General features: G+C 66.9%; 16 protein-coding genes and 1 tRNA gene. 10 read left to right on the forward strand and 7 right to left on the reverse strand.

Features of this window, described 5'->3' with window-relative positions; genetic code table 11:
- The first annotated feature begins 95 nt into the window (after window positions 1-95).
- The 7 genes from adh (at window position 96) to BLU08_RS07890 (ending at window position 9998) form a co-directional block, all read left to right on the forward strand.
- Window positions 96-1616 (forward strand): aldehyde dehydrogenase, encoded by a 1521-nt coding sequence (gene adh / locus BLU08_RS07860; protein WP_090197812.1) that lies wholly within the window; start codon window positions 96-98, stop codon window positions 1614-1616.
- Between the two features lie 73 nt (window positions 1617-1689).
- Window positions 1690-2838 carry an L-threonine dehydrogenase gene (gene yiaY, locus BLU08_RS07865; RefSeq protein WP_090197816.1) on the forward strand — a complete coding sequence of 383 codons (1149 nt, stop codon included), beginning with the start codon at window positions 1690-1692 and terminating at the stop codon, window positions 2836-2838.
- Between the two features lie 221 nt (window positions 2839-3059).
- Entirely contained in the window at window positions 3060-5477 is a 2418-nt protein-coding gene (locus BLU08_RS07870) for a M1 family metallopeptidase (protein ID WP_090197820.1), read from the forward strand.
- On the forward strand, window positions 5477-6193 hold the full coding sequence (locus tag BLU08_RS07875) for a DUF6702 family protein (protein ID WP_090197825.1): 717 nt from the start codon (window positions 5477-5479) through the stop codon (window positions 6191-6193). Before BLU08_RS07870 ends, BLU08_RS07875 begins: the two co-directional genes overlap by 1 nt.
- A 13-nt stretch (window positions 6194-6206) precedes the next feature.
- Window positions 6207-7361: an AI-2E family transporter gene (locus BLU08_RS07880; RefSeq protein ID WP_233995902.1), complete on the forward strand. Its 1155-nt coding sequence runs from the start codon at window positions 6207-6209 to the stop codon at window positions 7359-7361.
- Between the two features lie 34 nt (window positions 7362-7395).
- On the forward strand, window positions 7396-8709 hold the full coding sequence (locus BLU08_RS07885; protein ID WP_090197835.1) for a hemolysin family protein: 1314 nt from the start codon (window positions 7396-7398) through the stop codon (window positions 8707-8709).
- Window positions 8706-9998 (forward strand): hemolysin family protein, encoded by a 1293-nt coding sequence (locus tag BLU08_RS07890; RefSeq protein ID WP_090197839.1) that lies wholly within the window; start codon window positions 8706-8708, stop codon window positions 9996-9998. Before BLU08_RS07885 ends, BLU08_RS07890 begins: the two co-directional genes overlap by 4 nt.
- A gap of 75 nt (window positions 9999-10073) precedes the next feature.
- On the opposite strand, the gene BLU08_RS07895 is transcribed toward BLU08_RS07890, so the two are convergent.
- The 6 genes from BLU08_RS07895 to BLU08_RS07920 form a co-directional block, all read right to left on the reverse strand.
- Window positions 10074-10147: transfer RNA gene (locus tag BLU08_RS07895), tRNA-Gly, on the reverse strand.
- A gap of 182 nt (window positions 10148-10329) precedes the next feature.
- Window positions 10330-11085, reverse strand: coding sequence for a Brp/Blh family beta-carotene 15,15'-dioxygenase (locus tag BLU08_RS07900; RefSeq protein WP_090197842.1), 756 nt, complete (start codon window positions 11083-11085; stop codon window positions 10330-10332).
- A gap of 144 nt (window positions 11086-11229) precedes the next feature.
- Window positions 11230-11655 (reverse strand): CBS domain-containing protein, encoded by a 426-nt coding sequence (locus BLU08_RS07905; RefSeq protein ID WP_090197845.1) that lies wholly within the window; start codon window positions 11653-11655, stop codon window positions 11230-11232.
- A gap of 189 nt (window positions 11656-11844) precedes the next feature.
- The gene (locus tag BLU08_RS07910; RefSeq protein ID WP_090197847.1) at window positions 11845-13176 is read right to left on the reverse strand and encodes a TrkH family potassium uptake protein; all 1332 of its coding nucleotides are present in this window, start codon (window positions 13174-13176) and stop codon (window positions 11845-11847) included.
- A 73-nt stretch (window positions 13177-13249) separates the two neighbouring features.
- Window positions 13250-13408, reverse strand: coding sequence for a hypothetical protein (locus tag BLU08_RS07915; RefSeq protein WP_157674482.1), 159 nt, complete (start codon window positions 13406-13408; stop codon window positions 13250-13252).
- A gap of 156 nt (window positions 13409-13564) precedes the next feature.
- Window positions 13565-14389: a mechanosensitive ion channel domain-containing protein gene (locus tag BLU08_RS07920; protein WP_157674483.1), complete on the reverse strand. Its 825-nt coding sequence runs from the start codon at window positions 14387-14389 to the stop codon at window positions 13565-13567.
- A 242-nt stretch (window positions 14390-14631) separates the two neighbouring features.
- On the opposite strand from BLU08_RS07920, the gene BLU08_RS07925 reads away from it, so the two are divergent.
- The 3 genes from BLU08_RS07925 to BLU08_RS07935 are packed head-to-tail and all read left to right on the forward strand — an operon-like array spanning window position 14632 to window position 17131.
- Window positions 14632-16137, forward strand: a complete 1506-nt coding sequence (locus BLU08_RS07925) for a CoA-acylating methylmalonate-semialdehyde dehydrogenase (protein ID WP_090197856.1) — start codon at window positions 14632-14634, stop codon at window positions 16135-16137.
- Window positions 16138-16194: 57 nt separating this feature from the next.
- A complete protein-coding gene (locus BLU08_RS07930; protein WP_090197860.1) occupies window positions 16195-16842 on the forward strand; it encodes a hypothetical protein in 648 nt (215 codons plus the stop codon).
- A 10-nt stretch (window positions 16843-16852) separates the two neighbouring features.
- Window positions 16853-17131, forward strand: coding sequence for an I78 family peptidase inhibitor (locus tag BLU08_RS07935; RefSeq protein WP_233995903.1), 279 nt, complete (start codon window positions 16853-16855; stop codon window positions 17129-17131).
- A 166-nt stretch (window positions 17132-17297) separates the two neighbouring features.
- Here the strand turns inward: BLU08_RS07935 and BLU08_RS07940 are convergent, their stop codons facing one another.
- Window positions 17298-17702 carry a hypothetical protein gene (locus BLU08_RS07940; RefSeq protein WP_090197866.1) on the reverse strand — a complete coding sequence of 135 codons (405 nt, stop codon included), beginning with the start codon at window positions 17700-17702 and terminating at the stop codon, window positions 17298-17300.
- Between the last annotated feature and the right edge of the window lie 26 nt (window positions 17703-17728).

Consider the following 17728-nt stretch of genomic DNA (forward strand, 5'->3'; position numbering starts at 1 on the left):
CCGGCCCGCGCCCCGTGTCATTCTTCTCCCACTGCAACGGCGCCCCCGGCCAGAGCGAAAGGCCGTCCGGGGCGCAAGGGAGAAGGAGAGACAGAATGGACATGCAGACCAATGCCGCCACGCTGATGCGGCCCTCGCTCAAGGAGCATTACGACAATTTCATCGGCGGGCGCTGGGTCCCGGCGAAAAGCGGCGCGACCTTCGAGAACGTGTCGCCCGTCACGGGCCGGGTGATCGGCACGGTCGCGCGCTCGCAGGCCGAGGACATCGAGGCCGCGCTCGATGCCGCCCACGCCGCCCGCGCTGCCTGGGGCCGCACGCCGGTCGCCGAACGCGCGCTGGTCCTCACCCGGATCGCGGACCGGATGGAGGAAAACCTCGCGGCGCTGGCCGAGGCCGAGACCTGGGACAACGGCAAGCCGATCCGCGAGACCATGGCCGCCGACCTCCCGCTCGCGATCGACCATTTCCGCTATTTCGCCGGCTGCATCCGCGCGCAGGAAGGCAGCATTTCCGAAATCGACGCGAACACCATCGCCTACCACTTCCACGAGCCGCTGGGCGTCGTCGGACAGATCATCCCGTGGAACTTCCCGCTGCTGATGGCGACGTGGAAACTCGCCCCGGCGCTCGCGGCGGGCAATTGCGTGGTGCTGAAACCGGCCGAACAGACCCCGGCCTCGATCATGGCGCTGATGGAACTGATCGGCGACCTCCTGCCGGACGGGGTGGTCAATGTCGTGAACGGTTTCGGCCTCGAAGCGGGCAAGCCGCTCGCCTCGTCCAAGCGGATCGCCAAGATCGCCTTCACCGGCGAGACCTCGACCGGCCGGATGATCATGCAATACGCCTCCGAAAACCTCATCCCGGTCACGCTCGAACTTGGCGGCAAGTCGCCCAACCTGTTCTTCGACGACGTGATGGCCGAGGACGACGACTATCTCGACAAGGCGATCGAGGGCTTCGTCATGTTCGCGCTGAACCAGGGCGAGGTGTGCACCTGCCCCTCGCGCGCGCTGGTGCAGGAGAACATCTACGACCGCTTCATGGAGCGCGTCCTCGCCCGCGTCGCGGCGCTCAAGCAGGACAATCCGCTCGACCCCGAAACGATGGTCGGCGCGCAGGCCTCGGCCGAACAGCAGGCGAAGATCCTGTCCTATCTCGACATCGGCCGCGCGGAAGGCGCCGAAGTGCTCGCGGGAGGCGGCGTCGCGCGGCTTTCGGGCGAATGCGAGGGCGGCTTCTACGTCCAGCCGACCGTGCTCAAGGGCCACAACAAGATGCGGGTCTTCCAGGAGGAAATCTTCGGTCCCGTCGTCTCGGTCACGACCTTCCGCGACGAGGAGGACGCGCTTTCCATTGCCAACGACACGCTGTTCGGCCTCGGTGCGGGCGTGTGGAGCCGCGATGTCAACCGCTGCTACCGCATGGGCCGCAACATCGAGGCGGGCCGCGTGTGGACGAACTGCTACCACGCCTACCCGGCCCACGCCGCGTTCGGCGGGTACAAGCAATCGGGCATCGGGCGCGAAACGCACCGCATGATGCTCGACCACTACCAGCAGACCAAGAACATGCTGGTTTCCTACGAGCCGAAGAAGCTCGGGTTCTTCTGAGGAAGAACACGGCCCCGGGCGCGTCGCGGCCGGGGCCTCCCATGACAAGATCCCGAACGGGAGGAGGATTACCATGTCTACCAGTTTCATTATGCCGAGCATGAACATCATGGGCGAGAACGCGCTCGCCGATGCCGCAGCGACCCTCACCGGGCGCGGCTTCAAGGCGGCGCTGATCGTCACCGACGAAGGCCTTGCCCGCCTCGGCGTGGCCGATGACGTTGCGAAAGTGCTCGAGGAAGCGGGCATCCGCGCCGCGATCTTCGACGGGGCGCAGCCCAATCCGACCGTTGGCAATGTCGAGGACGGGCTCGCCCTCCTGCGCGATCATGACTGCGACCTCGTGGTTTCGCTCGGCGGCGGATCGAGCCACGACTGCGCCAAGGGCATCGCCCTCGTCGCGGCCAATGGCGGCAAGATCGCCGACTACGAAGGCATCGACCAGTCGCCGCTGCCGCAGGTGCCGCTGATGGCGATCAACACCACCGCCGGGACGGCGGCGGAAATGACCCGCTTCTGCATCATCACCGATGTCGAGCGGCACGTGAAGATGGCTATCGTCGACAAGCACGTGACGCCCTTCCTGTCGGTCAACGACCCGGCGATGATGGTGGGCAAGCCCGCCGCGCTCACCGCCGCGACCGGCATGGACGCGCTGACCCACGCGGTGGAGGCCTATGTCTCGACCGCGGCGACGCCGATCACCGACGGCTGCGCGCTGAAGGCGGTCTCGCTCATCTCCGAGAACCTGCGCGACGCGGTGGCCGACGGGACCAATCTCGCCGCGCGCGAGGCGATGGCCTATGCCCAGTTCCTTGCGGGAATGGCGTTCAACAACGCGTCGCTGGGCTATGTCCACGCGATGGCGCACCAGCTCGGCGGGTTCTACGACCTCCCGCACGGCGTATGCAACGCGGTGCTGCTGCCCCATGTCGAAACCTTCAACGCGGCGGTCTCCGCCGGGCGGCTGCGCGACGTGGCGGAAGCGATGGGGGTCGACGTCCGCAACCTCGACGAGCACCAGGGCGCCGAGGCGGCGATCGCGGCGATCCGCCAGCTTTCGGCCGATATCGGAATCCCCGCAGGACTTGCAGAACTGGGCATGAAGGACGCCGACATCGAAACGCTCGCGGCGAACGCGATGAACGATGCCTGCGGCTTCACCAATCCCCGGCCCGCCAACCAGCAGGAGATCGAGGCCATTTTCCGCGCTGCCGCCTAGACCTCTCCCAAGGGCGAGCGCGGTGCGCCCGGCGGTCCTTCCCAAAGGGCCTGCCGGGCGCCTGTTTTTTCGGGGACCGCCCGGGATGACGCGTGACAAGCGATTGACATTTGCGCCCGGGCCGCGAGGGTCGCGGCGAGTGTCTCATGCGGCAAGCGGACGATTCCCGGTCGGGACACCCGCGCCGCCACCGGACCAGAACCGAACGAAGGACCAGACCCTTGCGCCTGATCGCCCTTATCCTTGCCTTCCTTTTCGCCATTCCCGCCGCCGCTCAGGGCATCCAGCAGACCAAGGGCGATTTCGAGGACAAGTTTCGCCAATTGGACGAAGTTCTCCCCGACCCCAATGTGTACCGCAACGCCAGCGGCGCGCCGGGCCACCAGTACTGGCAGCAGCAGGCCGACTACGTGATCCGCGCCGAACTCGACGAGGACAGGCGCCGGCTCGAGGCGGAAGGCACGGTGCGCTACGTCAACAACTCTCCCGACACGCTGCCGTGGATCTGGATGCAGCTCGACCAGAACATCTTCCGCACGGACAGCATGGCGGAGATGACCACGACCTTCGGCGGGCCGGGCCGGCGCGGGCCCCAGATCGACGCTGCAAACGGCGGGGAACCCGCGCGGCTCAGCCTGGAGGAACTGCGCCGCCAGCAGGCCATGGCCGACAACCAATACGGCTACGACATCAGGAGCGTGACCCTTCCCGACGGCACGCCGCTTTCGCACACGATCGTCGGCACGCTGATGCGGATCGACCTGCCGACCCCGCTCGCCCCCGGGGCCGAAGTCGAATTCGGGCTCGAATGGGCGTTCAACATCGTCGAGGAGAACACGATCTTCGCGCGCTCGGGCTACGAGCATTTCCCCGATGACCCGCGGAAGGGCGGAAACGACATCTTCCTTTTCGCCCAGTGGTTCCCGCGTCTCGTCGCCTATTCGGACTACGAAGGCTGGCACAACAAGGAATTCCTCGGGCGCGGCGAGTTCACGCTCGAATTCGGCGATTACGACGTCACCATGACCGTGCCGGACGACCACATCGTCTCGGCGACCGGCGTGCTCGCCAATCCCGCCGAGGTCCTGACCGCCACCCAGCGCCAGCGGCTCGAAACCGCGCGCACCGCCGAAGCGCCGGTGTTCATCGTGACGCCCGAGGAAGCCGCCGCGAACGAACGCACCGGGCCAGGCGGGACCAAGACCTGGCGTTTCACCGCCCGGAACGTGCGCGATTTCGCCTGGGGGTCGAGCCGCAAGTTCATCTGGGACGCGCAGGGCCACCGCCAGCCGGGGGCCGAAAACGAGCTCGTCATGGCCATGAGCTTCTGGCCCAAGGAAGGCGGCGATTTGTGGCGCAAGTATTCGACCGCCGCCGTCATCCACACGATGAAGGTATATTCGCGCTTCAGCTTCGACTATCCCTATCCCACAGCGCAGAGCGTCAACGGGCCTGTCGGCGGGATGGAATATCCCATGATCACCTTCAACGGACCCCGCTCGACCCTCAACGAGGACGGGACCCGGACCTATTCGCTTTCGGAGAAGGTCTATCTGATCGGCGTCGTCATCCACGAGATCGGGCACATCTATTTCCCGATGACGGTCAATTCGGACGAGCGGCAATGGACCTGGATGGACGAGGGGATCAATTCCTTCCTCGACAGCGTCGCGGGCTATGAATGGGACCCGGACCTGCCGTGGACCCGCAGCCTGCCGCGCGATCTCATCCCCTACATGACCTCGACCAACCAGGTCCCGATCATGACCCAGTCGGACAGCGTGCTGAATCTCGGCCCCAACGCCTATGGCAAGCCGTCGGCGGCCTATCACATCCTGCGCGACACGGTGATCGGGCGCGAGCGGTTCGATTTCGCGCTCAAGGAATATGCCCGCCGCTGGAAATTCAAGCGGCCGACCCCGGCCGATTTCTTCCGCACGATCGAGGAGGCCTCGGGCACCGATCTCGACTGGTTCTGGCGCGGCTGGTTCTACACCACCGACCACGTCGACATTTCGCTCGACTCGATCCACCGGCTGCGGCTCGACACCGAAAATCCCGACATCGACCTGTCGCGCCGCCGGGCCGAACTCGCGCGCGAACCGGAAAAGATCGGCGTGCGCCTCAACAAGGAACAGGGCCTGCCGATCTGGGTGCTCGAAAATCCCGGCGTGACCGATTTCTACGACGAGAACGACCAGTTCACCGTGACGCCCAGGGACCGCGAAAGCTACGAGAGCTTCCTCGAGGAGCTCGAGCCGTGGGAGCGGCAGACCCTGGATCGCGCGGTCAGGGAGGACGCGAACTATTACGTGCTCAGCTTCTCGAACAAGGGCGGCCTCGTCATGCCGATCATCCTCGGCCTGACCTTCGAGGACGGCAGCGAGGAGCGGATGACGATCCCGGCCGAGATCTGGCGCCGCAATCCGAAGGAGGTGAGCAAGCTGCTCGTCTTTCCCAGGGACAAGCGTCTCGCCAGCGTCGTCGTCGACCCGGACTGGGAAACCGCCGACGCCGACATCGAGAACAACCACTATCCGCGCCGGATCATCGAAAGCCGGGTCGAGGCGTTCAAGTCGCCCGCGCCCACCTCGCGCACCGGGCGCGACCTGATGGCGGAAGTGCAGGGATCGGACTGATGCGCTGGCTCCTCGCCCTGCTGGCCGCGCTGGCCGTGGCTTTCCCCGCTTCGGCGCACCAGCAGAAGCTGGCGATCTCGATCCTGTCGCACAACGATCGCACCGGGATGCTAGAGGTCGTCCACCGCGTGCCGCTGCACGATGCCGAACACGCCCTGAAACGGCGCGGCGTCGCGGCGCCCGACATCGTCGGCGACATTCCCAGTCGCCGCGCCTTCGTGCGCTACATCGCCGAACGCTTCACCGTGACGCACGACGGCGAGCCCGTCGCCTTCACCCTCCTCGGCAGCGAGATCGACGGCGGTAGCCTCGTCGTCTACGAGGAAGCGCCCTCGCCCGGCCCCGGCGCGCGGATCACGGTGCGCTCGCTGATCCTGACCGATGTCTGGGCGCGGCAGGAGAACCGGGTGAACATCGGCGCGGGAACCGAGGTCGAGACGCTGATCTTCCGCGCGGGCGATCCGGCGAAGGACGCGATCCTGCGATATCACGGCCGTGCGATCCCTCGGGAAAAGGGGTATGCGCCACGGAATTCGAACGCGCGACCGCTGCGTTTCGGGAGGCACGGGCCGGGGGTTCGGGGCCTTTCTTCGACCAAATCTCGTTCGGCGGGCATCCGCAGAATTCTCTGCACTCAGCAGACCGCCAGCCCCTCGAGAGCGCCCGCGTTCACGAGGCCGGACTTGCCCGCACCTCTGCCCGTCAAATACTTCTGACTCTCCCGGAGCAATGTTGAAAGGGCGAGCGTTATCGCCCAAAGCGCTGCAAAGCCGGAAAATGACAGGCATGGACACTGACACGGATGAACGAGGCGCCGCCCTTTCGACGGCCGACATGAAGGCAGCGGCCCCGTCGCCGTCGAGCGCCGCCCTGGTGGCCCGCTCGACCCTGATCGTTCTGGCGATCGTGGCCTGCGGCTGGCTGCTGATCGAGCTGAACCGGTTCTTCCTGCTGGTCTTTGCCGCGATCGTCCTGAGCGCGGTGTTCGATGCGATCACCGGCGGGATATGCCGCTGGACAGGCATTGCCCGCCCTTACGGCCTGACCATCGCCATGATCCTCTTTCTCGGCGTGTTCGCGGGCGCATTTGCCCTGTTCGGCACCCAGTTGGCGGGCGAATTCGACACGATCAGGCAAACCGTCCCAGACGCCGTCGAAGGCGTTCGGGGCTTTCTCGAACGCTACGGCATGGGCACGGCGGTGAGCGAGCTTGCCGAACTGGGCAGCGACGATCTGTCCCGCCTGTTCACGCAGGCCGGCGGCTTTGCCCTGGCTGCCGGCAACGGGATCGCCGATTTCGTCCTGGTGGTGGTCGGCGCGATTTTCATGGCCGCCAATCCCGCCGTCTATCGCCGGGGGTTCCTGCTGCTTTTCCCGGAGAGGGCCGAAGCGGTTGCGGCGCAGGCGCTGGACGACACGGGCACGGGTCTGCGCGGGTGGATGACGGGGCAGGCGGTCTCGTCGCTGCTCGTCGCCGCGCTGACGTGGATCGGGCTGTGGCTGCTGGGCGTCCCGGCGGCGGGCGGGCTCGCCGTCATTGCCGGATTGCTCGACATCATCCCGATGGTCGGGCCGATCATCGCCGGCGTTCCGGCCGTGCTGCTGGCGTTCACGGTTTCGCCGCTGACGGCGCTGTGGACGGTGCTGCTGTTCCTCGCCATCCAGCAATTGCAGGGCAATTTCCTGCAACCCATGATCCAGAAACACGCGGTGCATATTCCGCCCGCCTTGCTGCTGTTCGCGGTGCTGGCATTCGGCTTGCTGTTCGGTTTCCTGGGCGTGCTGCTTGCGGCCCCCCTTACGATCGTGAGCTTCATCATGGTGCGGCGGGTCTATGTCGAGGCGATCCTGGGCAAACCGATCAGTGTCGTCGACGGGGAATGACCCGGTGCCATGCTAGGAAGGCGAATGGACGTTCATGACTATCAGTAGTTTCCTGCTGCCGCTTGCCGTCATTGCCATGATGGTGGTGGCCAATGCGCTCTATGTCGCTGCCGAATTCGCAACGGTGGGTTCGCGCAAGTCGCGGGTCCAGGAACTGGCCGAAAACGGCAATCGCGCGGCATCGGGCCTGCTCGCCATCCTGCAGGATCCCAAGCGGATCGACAATTACGTCGCGGGCTGCCAGGTCGGCATCACGCTCAGCAGCCTGATCGCGGGCGCTTACGGGCAGGCGCAGCTCACGCCGCTGCTCACGCCCCTGCTGGGGCCGATCGGCGGGGCGGTCGCTGCCGTTGTCGTCGTCCTGCTGGCGGTGACGGTGCTGCAGGTAGTGCTGGGCGAATTGCTGCCCAAGACGGTCGCCCTGCGCTATCCCGAAACCCTCGCAATGGCGACGCTATGGCCGATGAAGGTCAGCCTGCTGATCTTCAAGCCGCTGATTTTCGTGTTCAACGGCACGGCCTTTGCGTTGATGCGGCTGTTCCGCCTCAACACCGAACACGGCCACACCCACGTGCATTCGCCGGACGAGCTGGAAGGCCTTTACCGCGAAAGCGCAGCCGGCGGCCTGATCGACGCGGACGAGCGCAACATGCTGGCCGGCGCGTTGGGGCTGCGCTCGCGCACCGTCCGCGAAATCCTCACCCCGCGCACCCGGCTGACCACCATCGCCGCGGGCGAGACGGTCGGCGATGCCCTGGCGCGGATCGCCAAGAAACCCTATTCCCGCTTCCCGGTGACCGGCCCCAGCACCGAGGAAATCATCGGCATCGTCCACATCCGCACCCTGTTCGCCGCGTTCGAGCGCGATCCGGATGCCCTGGTCGAGACGGTGGCGCGTCCGCCGCTGGTGGTAGCCGAGATGATGCCGGTGCCGCAGCTCTGGCAGATCCTGCGCAAGAACGGCCAGCGCACCGCCATCGTGATCAACGAATACGGATCGGTTTCGGGCATGGTCACGCTGGAAGACGCGCTCGAGGAAGTGTTCGGAGAGATCCAGGACGAATTCGATCAGGAAGAAGACCCGGTGATCGCCCGCCCCGACGGCCGCAGCGTGCGCGGCGACATGAACCTCGCCGCATTGGCCGACCGTTACGATATCGACCTGCCCGATGACCGGGCCGACACGATCGGCGGGCTGGTGTGGCATGAACTGGGGCGGCTTCCGGCGGTCGGCGACAAGGTCGACCTGCCCGGCACGCCCTACGATCTCGAGGTCGAGGCGATGGCGGGCTATGCCGTCCAGCGCGTGCTGGTGCGCGAAGATGCCGAACAGGGGGACGAGGCATGACCGAATACCTGCTCCCCATCATCGTCATCGCCGTGCTGGTCGCGATCAACGGCGTGTTCGTCGCGGCCGAATTCGCGCTCGTCGGATCGCGCCGCAGCCGGTTGGAGATCATCGCCAAGGGCGGCAACAGGTCGGCAGCGTGGCTGGTCCGGGTGTTCGATCGCAAGGGCGGCAAGGACAGCTACATCGCCATTGCCCAGCTCGGCATCACGCTCGCCAGCATCGGGCTGGGCATGTATGGCGAACCGGCCGTTGCGGCCTGGCTTTACCCCGCTTTCGAAAGCTGGGGCATGACCTACGACCAGTCGCACGTATTCGGCTTCATCGTCGCGCTGGGCTGCATCACCTATCTGCACGTCGTGTTGGGGGAGATGATCCCCAAGGCGCTCGCCCTGCAGCTTTCCGAACAGGTCAGCCTGTCGGTCAATCCGATCATGCGGTTTTTCGGGGTCCTGTTCAGGCCCATGGTGTTCGTGCTGAACCAGATCGCCTTCGGCCTGATGCGGATGCTGGGCATCCCCGATCCGGGCAAGGCCGCGTCGCTCTACTCCAGCAAGGAGCTGGAGATCGCGACCGAGGAGGTCGCCGCCAGCGGCCAGTTCGACGAAGGCCAGCGCATCCTGATCGAGAATATCTTCGAGATGGAGGACCGCACGGCGGAAGAGCTGATGACCTCGCGCTCGCGGATGAAGGCGATTGCGTTGGACACGCCGCACGAAGACCTGGCGCGGCTGTTCGCCTCGTCGCAGCAGACCCGCTATCCCGTCTACGCGAGCTCGCTCGACGACATCGGCGGAGTGCTCCACGTAAAGGACTTCATCCGCGCGCGCACCCTGGGCGGCAGCCAACCGCTGTCGGACATGACCCGCCCGCTGCCGCGCGTGGCGGCCACCACTTCGGCCACCGAACTGCTGGCCCTGTTCAAGAAGCAGCGCATCCACGCCGCGCTGGTCGTGGACGAACATGGCGGCACGCTTGGCTTCGTCACGCTCGACGACATCGTCGAAGACCTGATCGACGACGAACCGTCCGAAGACGGCGATTGGGTGCGCCGACTGCCCGAAGGCGGGTTCCTGCTGGACGGCGAGGTGACGCTGGCGGAACTGGCCGAGGATTACGACATCGACCTGACCGAAGGCGACGTCGTGACCATCGCCGGACTGGTTCTCGCCAAGCGCGGCATCGTGCCCGAGCAGGGGGAAAGCATCGAGATTCCGGGCTATCGCCTGACCGTGGAACAGACCGAGGGTTTCAAGATCACCCAGGTCAAGCTGGAGCCGGCCGCGTAGCCCCGTTCGGGCAGATCGGCGAAGGACGCTGCAGATCGCTGCGGGCGGTGGTGATGCGACCACTTACTCCAGAGGTGGAGCGGGTGAAGGGAATCGAACCCTCGTCTTAAGCTTGGGAAGCTTCTGCTCTACCATTGAGCTACACCCGCATCGCGCTCGAAAGGCTGGAGATTTCCTGGCCCGCCCCTGGCAGTTAACGCTTGCGTTTACACCGCCCCGCGAAATGCGCCCGCCCATTGCCACGATAACTCGCGACTGGTCAACACAAGTTCGCGCGATGCCGGAAAGGGTCTCGATCGGTGAAGCCGTTGCCTCTGCCATCGGCGGGCCTTCAGGAGCGGTGCACCTTCTGGCGGTCCACCCGGACCGGGGTCACCAGCCGCGTGACATGAGGCATGGCGATGTGCGGAACGGCCAGGCACAAAAGGCCGAGAAGCAGCATCGACCATGGATAATCACCCTCCAGGGCCAGCACATAGAGCAAGACGATCGCGGCGAGAGCGAAGGGAGAAAAGGCGGCCAGATGCCGCGCCAGCGAGGTGTCGCGCTGCCGTGCCTGGCGCCGCAGTTCGCGCAGGCTGTGAAGCAGGGTGAAATAGATCGCGAAGCCGAAGGGCGGGGGGAAAAGCGCGTTGACCGCGATTTCCGCGCGCCACGCCCGATGCCGCATGGCCATGTATGCGCCCAGCGGCAGGACGGCGTATGCGGCAAGACCGGCCGCCTCGACCGCGGCGGCAGCCATCCCGCCGATCAGCGGAACCAGCAGCGCTTCCAGCTGCGCGCTCCACAACAGGGCCGGCAGGACAATCGGAAAGGAGCCTCGCAAGGGGCGTCGCCAGCCGTGCTCCGCTTCGCCGAAATGGAACATGGCCATGACAAGAAGCGCGGCGAGCGTCACAGCCGGGAAGATGATCCAGGCCGCGTATGCGACGAACGCAAGGGCAAGATAGGCCGCGACGAACAGGACCTTGCCGGCAAGGCCCCAGAGCCTGCCCCAGGTCTCGCTGGCCATCGCACCATCCGATGCCCCGTGCGGCACTCCGACGAGCAGGACGGCGCTCCATCCGAGCCAGGCGAGCGCGCTCATCGGTCGGGCTCGATCCCGTCCGCCGGATTTCGATCCGCCGAATGGCCGTGCATGAAGGTGGGCATAGCGCCTCTCCGCTGCCCCCCTCGGGTTTACGAACGGAAGGCTGGCCGCGGCGTTCCCGGCATCGCGCCGCTGCCCGGGTCACATGTCGCGCGGAGCCTCGTTCTGCCTGGAGATGTCCGACAGGGCGACCCCCGCGCTGTCGCCGGCACTGCGACTGATGTCGCCGAGCGAGACGATCCCGACCAGCCGCTTGTCGCGGTTCATGACCGGGAGGCGGCGGACCTGGTTTTCGCCCATGATTTGCGCTGCGCGCTCGGTTTCGTCGTCCTCGAAACAATAGCACACGTCCTCGGAGAGAACGTCCCGGACCGATGCGTCGAACTGGCCTGCCGCGACGGCGCGGATGGCGATGTCCCTGTCGGTGACCATGCCGACGAGGCGGTCATCCTCGCCGACCGGCAGCGCCCCGGTGTCCGCATTGCGCATCTGCCGGGCCGCCTCCTTGACCGAGGTGTCGGGCGAGACGAGCTTTACGTTCGTCGCCATGATTTCGCTGACCTGCATGATGACCTCTCCTTTTCTCCTGACGGGTGCATGGTCGCGCATGTGCCGATCGGTCGTCGCCAACATTGGTGGAATTTCGATCCCGCCCTGCCTCGCTGACGAGGCGGGCCATCGACGATGACCGGGGGCCGCCCCGTCATCCCTGCCCGGGAAGCAGGGGAGGCGGCGCGGGCGGCGGTAGGAGTGCGATCATTCGACCTTTTCGGCGTCGCGGATCTCTTCCTCGGCCTCCCCGCCGGAAGCCAGCGCCGCGCCGAATGCGAGCAGGCCCACCCTGCCGGCCAGCATCAGGACGATCACGACCGCCTTGCCCGCATCGGTCAATTGCCCCGTCAGGCCGAAGCTCAGTCCGACCGTGCCGAGCGCGCTCAGGACCTCGAACCCCGCCTCGCGCAGACCGGCGTCGCGATCGGTCAGCAGAAGGACGAAAGTCGCGGCCACGGCGAGGGTGAGATAGAAGAAAAGGGTCGAACAGGCGGCGCGGATCTTCCTGTGCGAGACGCTGCGCCCGAACAGGGTCGTCACTTGCTTCTGGCGCAGCGAAGACAGGGTCGTGGCCGCCAGCACCGAAATGGTCGTCGTCTTGATCCCCCCGCTGGTTCCTGACGGCGAAGCGCCGATGACCATGGTGGCAACGACGATGATGAGCGCCGCGGATTGCAGCATCGGCGTCGGGAGAGTCGAAAATCCCGCCGTGGTCGAACTCGTCATGGCGGCGAAGAAGGCGTTGAGGAAACGCGCTTGCGGATCGAGTTCCCGCAACCGCGTATCGAGCAGGAAGAGCGCGACGGTCGACAGAAGCAGGATCGAGGTGAAAACCGCGATGACGACCTTGTTCGTGAAGAGCACGCGCAGCTTCCGGGCGCGCACCGACCGCCACAGGTCCCATGCCACGAGAAAGCCGATCGCGCCGAGAAGGCTGACGGCGCTGATCGGGAGCAGCACGTCGGGCCGCCCGGAAAACGCGCCGAGGCTGTCGGGGAAGAGCGCGAGCCCGCTGGTGCAGAACGCCGAGACGGAATGGAACACCGCCAGCCAGAGCGCGTCCTCGAAACCCTGCGAACGGAAGGCCAGGAACAGCGCCGCTGCGCCCAGGCCCTCGACGAGGAGCGTCATAAGGCACGCCGCCTTTGCGAACTGGCGGACGTTCGCCTTGGGCGGGAGTGCGAAATCCGCCTTTTCCGCTTCCGCAGGATCGTCCTCGGCGCCGTGTCGGGCCGAGCTGACGAGCAATGCCGCGATGGTCATGTATCCGATCCCGCCGACCTGGATCAGCAGCAGAATGACGAAATGGCCGGCGAAGGAGTAGCTCGCTTCGATATCGATGGTGGTGAGGCCGGTTGTCGAAACCGCGCTGGCCGAGGTGAACAGGTGGTCGAGGAAAGGATGATCGCCCTTGTCGAACAGCGCGAGCATCACGCTGCCGACAAGCGCGATGACCACATAGCCCAGCAGGATCTGCTGCGCGGAATTGAGCCGGATGCCGCGTGCGAGGCGGTAATCGTCCTGCGCCCAGGTCACGGGCTACCCGCGCGCGAAGGAGCGGGTCGGCCCCGGCCGTCCCTTGATGCAGGCGGCGGATGAAAGGGGCGCACTATCCGGCAAGGTCGGTCCTTGATTCCGGCGTGTCGGCGCGCGATTCGGGCCGGTTCCCGCCGCCTTCGGTGCCGATCGCTCCCTCATCGCCTTGCTCGGCATGGCGGGCAGCAGGCAGGACCGTCCCCGTGGCGGTGAACAGGGGCATCTTGTTCATGATGTTTCCTTCCGGTTTGCCGTGGGGGTCCCGCGGCGCCCGGCCCGCCCTGCCCGCTTCCATACCCCAACGTGATCCGGCTTTCGCGAGTTCCGAATTTTTCGAGCGGCCCGGCCCCTTCCCGTGCGGACGCGCCGCCGCCCCGCGCAAGGCGGGTCAGGCCTCCCGCGCCGAGGCGAGCTCGTGGACGAAGGAGCCGACCGCGACCGCCACCGCGCGCTCGGCCCGGGCGGCTTCGTCCGGCCCGGCGGCCAGTTCGAATTCGAGCCGCTGGCGGCCGAGATCGGTGGTCGCGATGGCGACCCGCACCGCCTCCCCGGACCCTTCCGCAGCCCCCGCCGCGCCCTCCGCCCGCAGCGCCGCCGCGGCCCGCTCGGCGATCTCGTCGAGCTGCGCGAACAGGTTCGCCCCCGTCTCGAACGTCAGCGCGAAGCCGTGCACCGGCCGCCGTCCCTCGCGCACCAGCACCCGCACCGCCTGGGTGAAGAGCAGGCTGTGCGGCACCACCGCCCCCTGCCCGACCGAGCGCAGCGAACCCTCCCGCCGGTCGAGCTCGCGCAGGCGGGTCGAAAGGAGGTTGATGTCGACCACCTCGCCCCGGTTGCTCCCGATCTCGATGATGTCGCCGATCGCATAGGCCCGGGTGAAGGTGCGGAAGGCCGAACCCGACAGGCACAGGATGAGCTCCTTCGTCGCCACCACGATCGCCACCGCGACCGCGGTCAGCGACAGGGCGAAGGTCCGCAGCTGCGGAGCCCAGATCATCAGCAAGCCGATCACCGCGATCAGCAGCAGCGCGTTCCTCGCATTGGCGGTCCAGCGCCGGGCGGCCTGCCGCGGCAGGTCGTCCTTCGCCTTGAGCGCCCGCCCGGTGACGAACCAGACGGCGACGAGCGCGGCGACGAGCGCGATCGAGGCGAGCACGTCCGGCAGCGAGGATTCGGGCGCAAGGGGCAGGCCTATCGGCAGTTTCGGGATCATCTCGGCTCCGGCAGGGAAGGCGGCGTTCGCAGGCAAGAGGTAGAGGCAGCGCCCGGCCCCTGCAATCGCTCGCCAATGCTCGACCCCCGCCGCCCCCGCCGCCCCCGCCGCCCCCGCCATGCGGCCCGCCGCGCGGCTCGCCCCTTCTCACTTTTGGGAAGGCAGCTTGCCCTTGCCAGCAACGCGGCAGGGTTGCATTTGCGCTCCGCAAGGACAGAGCCGAGAAGGAGAGACCCGACCTCATGCGCCAGATCGACCATTTCATCCTGGGCGAAAGCCCCGCCCCGACCCGCAAGCACAAGGTGTGGAACCCCTCGACCGGCGAGGTCCAGGCCGAGGTCGCGCTGGGCGATGCGGCGCTGCTCGCCCGCGCGGTCGAGGCCGCGAAGGCAGTCCAGCCCGGCTGGGCCGCGACCAATCCGCAGAAACGCGCGCGGGTGCTGTTCCGGTTCAAGGAGCTGGTCGAGGCGAACATGCAGAGCCTCGCCGAACTGCTGTCGAGCGAGCACGGCAAGGTCGTCGACGATGCCAAGGGCGACGTGCAGCGCGGGCTCGAGGTGATCGAATATGCCTGCGGCATCCCGCAGGTCCTGAAAGGCGAATACACGCAAGGGGCAGGCCCGGGTATCGACGTCTATTCGATGCGCCAGCCGCTCGGCATCGGGGCCGGGATCACCCCGTTCAACTTCCCCGCGATGATCCCGATGTGGATGTTCGGCATGGCCATCGCGGCGGGCAATGCCTTCATCCTCAAGCCCTCCGAACGCGACCCGTCCGTGCCGGTGCGGCTCGCCGAACTTTTCCTCGAAGCGGGTGCGCCCGAGGGGCTCTTGCAGGTCGTCCACGGCGACAAGGAGATGGTCGATGCGATCATCGAACATCCCCACATCCCGGCGATCAGCTTCGTCGGCTCGTCCGACATCGCGCAGTACATCTACGCGGGCGGCTCGGCGCGGGGCAAGCGGGTGCAGGCCTTCGGCGGGGCGAAGAATCACGGCGTGGTCATGCCCGATGCGGACCTCGACCAGGTGGTGAACGACCTCGCCGGCGCGGCCTTCGGCTCGGCGGGCGAGCGCTGCATGGCGCTGCCCGTGGTGGTCCCGGTGGGCGAGGACACGGCCGAGCGGCTGCGGGAAAAGCTCATCCCCGCGATCCACGCGCTGCGGATCGGCGTGTCGACCGATCCCGATGCCAATTACGGCCCCGTCGTGACGCCGGAACACAAGGCCCGGATCGAGCAATGGGTGGACACGGCCGAGCAGGAAGGCGCCGAGATCGTCATCGACGGGCGCGGCTTCAGCCTGCAGGGGCACGAGGACGGCTTTTTCGTCGGCCCGACCCTGATCGACCGGGTCACCCCGCAGATGACCAGCTACCAGGAGGAAATCTTCGGCCCCGTCCTGCAGATCGTGCGGGCGAGGGACTTCGAGGAGGCGCTGCGCCTGCCGAGCGAACACCAGTACGGCAACGGCGTCGCCCTGTTCACCCGCAACGGCCACGCCGCGCGCGAATTCGCGGCGCGGGTCAATGTCGGCATGGTGGGCATCAACGTGCCGATCCCGGTTCCGGTCGCCTACCACTCCTTCGGCGGGTGGAAGCGTTCGGGCTTTGGCGACATCGACCAGTACGGGACCGAAGGGCTCGCCTTCTGGACCAAGAAGAAGAAGGTCACCCAGCGCTGGCCCGATGCCAATGATTTCGGCGGCGGGGACGGCAGCAATGCCTTCGTGATCCCGACGATGGGATAAGAGAGGCGCTGCAATCGTTTGGCCATCGGGGGAGGCAACCGACAAGGAGGCTCCCCCATGAGCCAGCAGGACATCGTCGACACCCTCATCGAGAAGCAGGGCACGCTCTTTTCGGAAAGCATGGGGATCGACCTATCCGCCGACACGGGCGAGGCCGATTTCGCCTGGCTGGTCGGCTCGATCCTGCTTGCGAAGCGCATCAGCCATTCCCTCGCCGAACGCGCGGGCAAGGCCCTGAACGAGGCCGGGCTGATGAGCGTCGCGGGCATCCTCGACGCTGACGAGGACAGGTTGCTCCACACGCTGGGCGAGAACGGCTACAAGCGCTACCGCGAACTCGCGACGAACTACCTCAAGGAAACAGCCCGCTGGGTCGAGGACGAGCTCGATGGCGACCTGCGCCGCGTGCGGGATGGCGGCGACGGAGACGAGGTGCTCGAACGGCTTCACGGCGCCAAGGGCATCGGCGCGGTGGGGGCGGAAATCTTCGCGCGGGAGGCGCAATGGAACTGGGACGAATTCTACCCCCGGCTCGAGGGGCCAGCGGCGGACAAGGCGCGGGAACTCGGACTTTCCATCGATCACGGCCCGCTCGTTTCCATGGCGGGTTCGCGGACCCGTTTCGTCCGGCTCGCGGCCGCGCTAAGCAGGGCGGCGGTGGACGAGACCGCCGAGGAAGTGGAGGAGGCAGCGGATAAGGACTGAGCCTTCACTGGTGGCCGCACTCGCGCTCGCCGGATGCGCGGGCAGCGACGCGTCGCCTCCGCCTGCCGCGGCTCCGCCGCCGGAACGCACCTGCGACGCTTCGCCCGCGCAGGGCTTCGTCGGAGAGAAGGCCAGCGCCGCAACCGGCGCGCGGATTCTCGCCGAAACGGGCGCGCGGACCCTGCGCTGGGGGCCGCCCGACAGCGCCTTCACGATGGATTACCGCGAGGACCGGGTGAACGTCATGTACGATGCCGACATGGCGATCGAGCGGATCACCTGCGGATGACCACCGGGTCGCACGGCCGCCCGCGGGCCACCGGCCCGGAATGGAAGGTCGGGATCGAGACCGCGGCGGTGCTCGACTGATTTTCGGAGCAGGCCATGCAGGTTCGCGTGGTTCATGCGCCCTCACGAATCCGGAAATTCGGGCGCAGGCCCCTCCCCGGCCGACCCTACAGGGCTAGCACGCCGGTCTCCTCCAGACGCTCCAGCAACAGCGCCATCAGCGCCCGGCGGTGCTGCATCGCGTTCAACTCCGCCGCCGAAACCAGCACCAGCGGCTCCCCCGCGCCCGCATCGAGCAGGATCGCGGGCAGGTCGAGCTGCGTCCCCCCGAGCGCCTTCGCCGCCTCGTCGCGGTGGAGAAAGACCTTTTCCAGCGGCAGGCGGAACAGGAACCGCCGCCAGTCCGAATGCATCGCCGCCCAGCCGTAGGTCAGCGCGCACAGGGAGCAGGGATAGGTCGCGGGCCGCACCGCCTTGTGCACCGCGTCCTTCACCGCGTTGAGCAGCCCGCCATCGGCATTGTAGACGAGCACCAGGCGGGCGGTTGCGGGAAAAGCGTCGGCTCGGTCCATGCCCCAGATACGCAGGCGCGCTGCAA

The sequence above is a fragment of the Erythrobacter sp. HL-111 genome (genome assembly GCF_900105095.1).
Classification (GTDB): Bacteria; Pseudomonadota; Alphaproteobacteria; order Sphingomonadales; family Sphingomonadaceae; genus Erythrobacter.